At 68.2% G+C, this 5866-nt stretch carries 3 protein-coding genes; 1 reads left to right on the forward strand and 2 read right to left on the reverse strand.

Features of this window, described 5'->3' with window-relative positions:
* A partial coding sequence (locus tag ACFQEU_RS10305; protein ID WP_379781821.1) for an aminotransferase class V-fold PLP-dependent enzyme occupies positions 1–758 on the reverse strand: 758 nt, incomplete at its 3' end.
* A gap of 68 nt (positions 759–826) precedes the next feature.
* On the reverse strand, positions 827–3205 hold the full coding sequence (ppsA, locus tag ACFQEU_RS10310; protein WP_379781824.1) for a phosphoenolpyruvate synthase: 2379 nt from the start codon (positions 3203–3205) through the stop codon (positions 827–829).
* Between the two features lie 385 nt (positions 3206–3590).
* Between ppsA and ACFQEU_RS10315 the strand changes: the two genes are divergently transcribed.
* Positions 3591–5866, forward strand: a 2276-nt coding sequence (locus ACFQEU_RS10315) for a S8 family serine peptidase (RefSeq protein WP_379781827.1), incomplete at its 3' end; no start/stop codon positions are given.

The following is a 5866-nucleotide window of genomic DNA, read 5'->3' on the forward strand; positions in this document are numbered from 1 at the left end:
GCGCCGCTCCGCGTGCCGTTCAACGTCGCCTGCGACCGGGTCTCCAGGTAGGGGGTTTCGACCGCGAGCGCGTCCAGCGCGGCGGGCTCTCGCGCGATCAACCCGCCTGCGGGAACGACCCCACGGCCGCACTTGTGCGGGTCGATCGTCAGCGTGTCGACGGGGGCGTCCGCGAACGACCAGTCGTGGTCGGTGAACGGCAGAAGGAACCCGCCCCACGCGGCGTCGACGTGGAGGAACGCCCCCGCGTCGTGGGCGATCCGCCCCAGCTCGGGGATCGGGTCCACCCGGCCGTACTCCGTCGTGCCCGCGACGCCGACCACGAGCGCGGTCGCGTCGTCGACGGCGGCCGCGACCGCGTTGATGTCCGCTCGGTACTCGTCGTCGACCGGGACGGTCCGAAGCTCGACGTCGAGCACCTCGGCGGCCTTGTGGACGGAGAAGTGGGCGCTCTCGGGCGCGACGACGTTGGCGTCGGCGGCGGGGTGACGGTTTCGCGCCGACCGGACCGCCTGGAGGTTCGCCTCGGTGCCACCTCCCGTGACGTATCCGGACGCCTCGGTCGGCGTCGGGTGGTCCGTCACCGTCGCGAGCAGCTCGACGGCGCGTTCCTCGAGGGCCGCGACCGTGTCGTACGTCGCGGGATCGCCGGGGTTCGTCGCGAGGAAGCGTTCGGCGGCCTCGCGGGCGGCCGGATGCGGCTCCGTACACATCGAGGAGAGCACCCGGTCGAACGACTGCGGCTCGGGCGACTGCATTCGCCTCCCATTCGCCGCGGCGACCGTTTACCGGTTCCGCTCCGCCGCGAGGAGGCCTCCGCTCCGTCTCAGCGCACCGAGTCGAGGAGGAGTCGCTGTTCGACCCGCTTGACCTCGTGTTGGACGTCGCGGACGGCGTCGATGTTCGCCGAGATGGAGGAGACTCCCTCCTCGACGAGGAACTCCACCATCTCGGGTTTCGAGCCCGCCTGTCCGCAGATGCTGGTGTCGACGCCGCGCTCGCGACACCGCTCGACCGTGTCGCCGATCAGCTGTAACACGGCCGGGTGGAGCTCGTCGAAGCGGTCGGCCACGTGGCCGTTGTTGCGGTCGACCGCCAGCGTGTACTGGGTGAGGTCGTTGGTGCCGAAGGAGGCGAAGTCGATGCCGGCGTCGGCGAGGTCGTCTATCAGTAGCGCGCTCGCGGGCGTCTCGACCATCACGCCCCACGTGTGTTTTTCGGGATCGATGCCGGCCTCCCGGAGGTGTCGTTTCACCCCCTCGACGTCCGCGGCGTCGTTCACGAGCGGGAACATCACCTCGACGTTGTCGTACCCCATCTCGATCAGCCGCCCGAACGCCGCGAGCTCCTGTTTGAACGGCTCCGGCTTGTCGAGGCTCCGACGGACGCCGCGCCACCCGAGCATCGGGTTGGGCTCGACCGGCTCGCCCTCGCCGCCCTCCAGCTCGCGGAACTCGTCCGTCGGCGCGTCGATGGTCCGCACCCGAACCGGCCGCGGATAGAACTCGTCGGCGACCGCGCGGATCCCGTCTATCAGCTCGTCTTGGTACGCTCGCGCGCCGTGGTCCGCGATGTACCGCTCCGGCGTCTTCCCGAGCGAGAGCACCATGTGTTCGATCCGCAACAGGCCGACCCCGTCGGCCCCGGTCGCGGCCGCCCGCTCGGCCGCTTCCGGGATCGAGACGTTCACCTTCACCTCCGTCGCGGTCATCGGTTTCACCGGCGTCTCCGGCCGCGCCGCCTCCACCGGTTCGAACTCCTCGGCGGGCTCCGCCTCCTCGTCCGCCCCGGCCCGCACCGTTCCCTTGTCGCCGTCGATGGTGACGCGGCCGCCGTCGCGCAACACTCGGGTCCCGTTGCCCGTCCCGACGACGGCGGGCACGCCGAGCTCCCGGGAGATGATCGCCGCGTGGCTCGTCATTCCGCCCTCGTCGGTGACGATCCCGGCGGCGCGTTTCATCGCCGGCACCATGTCCGGCATCGTCATCTCCGTGACGAGCACGTCGCCTTCGCCGACCTGATCGAGGTGGTCGAGCTTGTCGACGATCCGCACCGCACCCGACACGATCCCCGGACTCGCGCCGAGGCCGTCGACGAGAACGTCGCCGCCGTCTGCGTCCCCGGTTCGGTTCGTTCTCTCGGTGTCGGTTTCCCCGCCGTCGCCGGTGGCCTGGTCTCCGTTCCCGGGAGTGTCGGTGTCGGCGTCGACGGCGACCGGTCCGCCGTTACCCCCGGTCGCCGCGGCGTCCGCGTCCTCGCGGATCGTCGTGATCGGGCGGGACTGGAGCATGTATATCTCCTCCTCGAAGATCGCCCACTCGACGTCCTGTGGCGTCCCGTAGTGCGACTCGACCGTCTCGCCGAGCGACACCAGCTCCTCGATCTCCGCGTCCGAGAGCACGCGGGCGCTTCGCCGGTCGTCCTCGACGTCGAGCTGGACGGTCTCACCGGTGTCCGGGTCTTTCACCATCTCGACTTTCTTCTCGGCGACCGTGACGCTCTCGACGGAGCGGCTCTCGCGGTCGTACACGTAGTTGTCCGGCGAGACGGTCCCGGACACCACGGCCTCCCCGAGCCCCCAGGCGGCCTCGACGGTCACTTGTGGGTCGCCGGTCGAGGGGTGGCTCGTGAACAGCACGCCCGATTTCTCGGCGTCGACCATCCGCTGGACGACGACCGCGATGTCGACCTCCTCGTGGGGGAACCCGCGCTGCTGGCGGTAGTAGATCGCTCGCTGGGTGAAAAGCGAGGCCCAGCACTCCTTCACCCGCCGGAGCAGGTCCGCCTCCCGGACGTTGAGGAACGTCTCCTGCTGGCCAGCGAACGAGGAGTCCGGTAGGTCCTCGGCGGTCGCCGACGACCGAACGGCGACGAACGCCTCGTCGTCCTCGGTGCCCATCGAACGGTAGCTCGTCAGGATCTCCTCACGGACCGATTCGGGGAACGGCGTCTCGATGATCAGTTCGTGAGCCGTCGCCTCGGCCTCGCGAAGCGCGCCCGAGTCCTCCGGGTCGACATCGACGGCACCGAACAGCGCCTCGTCGATCTCGGCCTCCTCGATGAACGAGCGGTACGTCTCCGCCGTGACGACGAATCCGGGCGGGACCGGCAGTCCCGCACCGATGAGTTCACCCAACGACGCTCCCTTACCGCCGACGATCCCGACGTCGCCGGCATCGACTTCCTCGAGCCAGAGTACTCCCATTCGTTACTCGGGGGTACCGCGAGGCGTCCAATGAATCTTCCGACGAACACGGCCTCGAATAAATATTACTCGGGTGTGAGTTAGGGATGGGAACCACGAGGCGTTGCTGACCCTCCGGTGCGCCGATCCGCTCTCCTCTCGTCGGTTCGTTCCTCTTTTCGGTTCGTGCCGGGATCCGTCCGTTTCGCCGTTCCCGGATCGGGTCCCGAGTTTCAACCCGCTGAAACGACTCTTTACCGTGGTTTCCGTGGGACAGGAACGATCGTAAACGCCGAATTACCATGAGTGTGTCTCCCTTGGGGATCGACACCCTCTGTCGGTGGAGGCGACATAATCGATGACACACAATACGACTCGTATCTTTGCGACCATTTTCGCGGCCGTGATGGTCGTATCCATGCTCGCGCCGACCGCCGGCGCGGCGGCAGCCATGGGTGCGACATCCGGCGACGCGATCGATGTCGATACCTCCGACATTCAGACGGATGCACAGTTCGACGTAGACGAGAACACTGACACCCCCGACACCGATAGATCGGGCGAACTACGCGCTCATCACGAGTCCGACGACACCGATGTCCACCCGGCTCTCCGTGACGCGACGGGTGACACTGTCGTCTTGGTCTCGGTCGAGCGCGAGCTCGGCTCGGTCGCGGGCCTGAGCGCGGCCGACGCCAACGTAACCAAGGCGCTCATGGAAGACACCGCGGCGACGCAGGCTCCGGTGATCGAGGCGCTCGAAGCGTTCGACGCCGAAGTCCGAAGCGAGTACTGGGCCGGTAACGTCGTTTCCGCCGAGGTCGACCTCGACCGCGTCGACGTCGAGGAGATCGCGGCGATCGACGGCGTCGCCCGCGTCTCGCCGAACCTCGAGTACGAGCGGCCCGCCCCGCAGATGGACGCCGCCGAACCCGACCTCGACGGCGATTTCACCTTCGGACTTGAACAGATCAACGTCCCCGAGTTCGACGAGGAGTTCGACGGGATGGGTGACGGCGCAAGCGTCGTCATCGGCGACGACGGGATCAGCAACCCCGAGGAAGGCCATCCTGACCTCGAGTTCGCCGAGGAAGTGAACGTCGTCAACGGCGAGATCAACGAGGGGCTCGGTTCGCCGGGCGCCCACGGTGAGCACGTCGCCGGCACCGCGACCGGTGCGGCCGAGCCAGTCGGCGACGTCCCGCGGTTCGGCGTCGCACCCAACGCCGATCTGCTGAAGGCGAACGTCTTCGAGGGCGGCGCGTTCACCGAGGACATCATCGCCTCGATGGAGTGGGCCGCCGAGGAAGACGCGGACGTGGCGAGTTACAGTCTCGGGTTCGCCCCCGAGGGCGACGGCTCCACGTTCGCGCCCGCATACGTCGACACGATCGAAGACGTAAACGCGGCGGGCACGGCCGCAGTCGTCTCGGCCGGTAACGAGGGCGCTGGCGACATCGGCGGTCCGGTGACCGCTCCCGCGACCAACTTCGATTCCGTCGCGGTCGGCGCGTCCACCGAAGCCGGCGACATCGCCACGTTCTCCAGCGGTGCCGTGATCGACGACGGCAGCGTCGAGTTCGTCGGCGGCGGCGACTCGCTGCCCGAGACGTTCCCGCGACAGTACGTTCAACCCGACGTGAGCGCGCCGGGTGCGGACGTACTCAGCGCTGGGCCGCTCGGCGGCGATATCGGTGACCCTGCGGCGACGTACTCCTACGCGAGCGGCACCTCGATGGCCGCCCCGCACTACGCGGGAGCCGTCGCGCTGCTCCAGTCCGTGACCGACGAACAGCTCGAACCCGAAGCGATCGAGAACGCGCTCGCGGAGACCGCGGAGAAACCCGAGAACGACTTCGCCGAGCTCAACAGCCGCGATATTCGGTACGGAACCGGTATCATCGACGTGCACGCGGCCGCCCAGGCACTAACCGGCGACGAGGTCCAGACGATCGAGGGCACCGTCACCGACGCCGAAACGGGCGAGCCGCTCGTCGGTGCGACCGTCGAGAGCGCCGAGGGTGCGCTCACTTCGACCGACGACGACGGCGAGTACACCCTGACGGTGACGAGCGACCCGGCCGAGATCACGGCTGACGAGTTCGGCTTCGCCGCCCAGACCGTCGAGGTCAGCGGCGGCGAGGAGACCGACTTCGCGCTCGAACCCGCAACCAGCGTGGAGCTGGTACAGGACCAGCCACAGTTCGTCACGCCCGGTGACGAGTTCGAGATCGTCGTCGACGTCCGCAACGTCGAGACGTTGACGCTCGAGATCACCGAGGAGTCGACGACTGACCCCGAAGACGTGACCGTCTCGCTCGACGGCGACGAGCTGCCGTTCGGCGAGCCGATCGACCTCGGTGGACTCAATGCCGACGGCGTCACGCTCGACGTCGCGGTCGACGAGGACGCCGAGCTCGACACCGAGTTCGCGATCGAACACACGTTCGGTGACGAGGACGACGACCCGCCCGCCGAGGACGCGGTCGGCTTCGGTGACGGCGAGTTCCTCTTCGCACCGGGTCAGACCGACACGGTAACGATGAACACCTCGGCTGACGACGTGGCCGGCTACGAGGTCTTCGTCGACTTCGAGGACGCCACGCTCACCGCCGGCCAGCTCGGCGACGTGAACAACGACGGCGAGATCAACGCGTTCGACGCGATCCTGATCCAGCAGTA

Origin of the sequence: Halorubrum tibetense (assembly GCF_042661865.1) — an archaeon.
GTDB lineage: Archaea > Halobacteriota > Halobacteria > Halobacteriales > Haloferacaceae > Halorubrum > Halorubrum tibetense.

Coding starts and splice junctions, on each gene's coding strand:
- ppsA (WP_379781824.1), bottom strand. CDS start 3,205: ATGGGAGTACTCTGGCTCGAGGAAGTCGATGCCGGCGACGTCGGGATC.